A 1,669-nucleotide genomic window follows, 5' to 3' on the forward strand; every position below is an offset into this window, starting at 1 on the left:
CGGCATTCAACACGGTGTCACCACCAGAGTTGATCTGCGTGCCTTCCAGGCTGGTCTTGCCGCTGGACGTGCTGGACACCTTGCCACCCGCCTTGATGGTGGATACCACCGCATTGCTGCTCGACGACGAGGCCGAGCTCTTGTCGTTCTCGTAGCTGGCCTTGATACCGGCAGCGGCATCTGCGCTGGCGCTGGTGTTGGTGCCACTCACGGCGCCGCCGATACCCGCGGAACCATTCGCACTGGCCGAGGCGCTGGCGCCAGCTTCCGCATACAGGCCCAGCTTGGCCTCGTTCTTCTCGGATTTGGAAGACTCGTACGTGGTGTTCTGCGCCGCCTTGCTGGTGATGGTCTTCGCGGATTGCGTGAAGTCGCCACCGGCTTCGATGTTGGTGCCCACATCGGTGATGCTGTTGGTGGCCGTGCGTGTCATGTTGCCGCCAGCCTTGAGGCTGGAAGTCACGGCCGTGGTCGAGCCCTTGACATCGCTGCTCTTTTCATTGCTGCCATACAGACCCACGCTGCCTTCGGCCTTGGCCTCAGCGCTGGCGGAACCGCTGGCCGACATGCTGCCGCCACCGGCCTTGGCATTGGCTTGCGCCTTGGCCGATGCGCTGGCATCGGCGTACAGGCCCACCGAGGTCACATCGCTGGAGCTACGCGTCTCATGCACGTCCTGGGCAGCCTGGAAGCTCATGTCCTTGGCCTTGACATCCATGTTCCCGCCCGACTCGACGGACGAACCGACCGTCGTCAGCGAGTTGCTGGCGTTGATCTTCATGTTGCCACCGGACTTGATGGCCGAGCCCGTGTGCGTGATGTCCAGCGAACTGTCTGACGTGTTGCTGGTACGGGCCAGCGTCAGCTTGCTTTCGCTGCTGGCTTCAGCAGACGCATCGGCAGAGGCTTGCGCGCCCAGCTTGTTGGCGTCGGCACCGGCAGTGCCGCCCACACCGGACTTGCTGGCCTTGCCCGAAGCACCCGCGCCGCCTGAATCGGCCGAGGCACTGGCCTTCGCCTGGGCATTGGCTTTGTTGTCGCTCTCGCCCATGAAGCCGACGGACGTGGTCGATGTCGTGGTCGTGCTGGTCTTGATGTTCTCGGCGGCCAGGACCTTCACGTCCTTGGCATTGATGTTGGCATCACCACCGGCTGACAGCTCCGAGCCCTTGAGCGTGAGCGTGTTGCCCGCGTTCACATCCACATTGCCGCCGAACTTCACGCTCGAACCGACGCTGCGTTGATCCAGCGTCGTGGTCGTGCTGGTGGAGCTTTCACCCAGGATCAGGCCACCCTTGCCGCTGGCGTTGGCGCTGGCAGACGCACCGGCTTCAGCCGAGGCTGCGCCGTTGCCGGAGCGAGAACCGGAGGAAGACTGCGCGCTCGAACCCGACTCGCCGCTGCCGCTGTCCACCTTGAGGAAGGTGGTCGTCTTGGTCGTGGTCTTGCTGTAGTCGGCGTCCTTGCCCGCCAGGATGTTGACGTTATTACCCGCATCCAACTTGCCATCGCCCTTGACATCAACGGTTGCGCCTTGCAACGTGATGTCCTTCTTGGCTGTGACAGCCGCATTGCCGCCCACATTGAGCGTGGTGCCCACGTTGCGGTCGCTGCCCTTGACGGTATCCGTCGTCTGGCTGCCCACCAGGCCACCACCCACACCCAGACC

The 1,669-nt window shown here is 63.6% G+C and carries 1 protein-coding gene; it reads right to left on the minus strand.

All coding sequences use genetic code 11. The annotated features are described in order from the left end of the window. Positions 1-1,669, minus strand: a 1,669-nt coding sequence (locus EPO09_RS00315; protein ID WP_290639046.1) for a hemagglutinin repeat-containing protein, incomplete at both ends; no start/stop codon positions are given.

The organism is Aquabacterium sp., from assembly GCF_004297345.1.
Taxonomy (GTDB): Bacteria; Pseudomonadota; Gammaproteobacteria; order Burkholderiales; family Burkholderiaceae_C; genus Aquabacterium.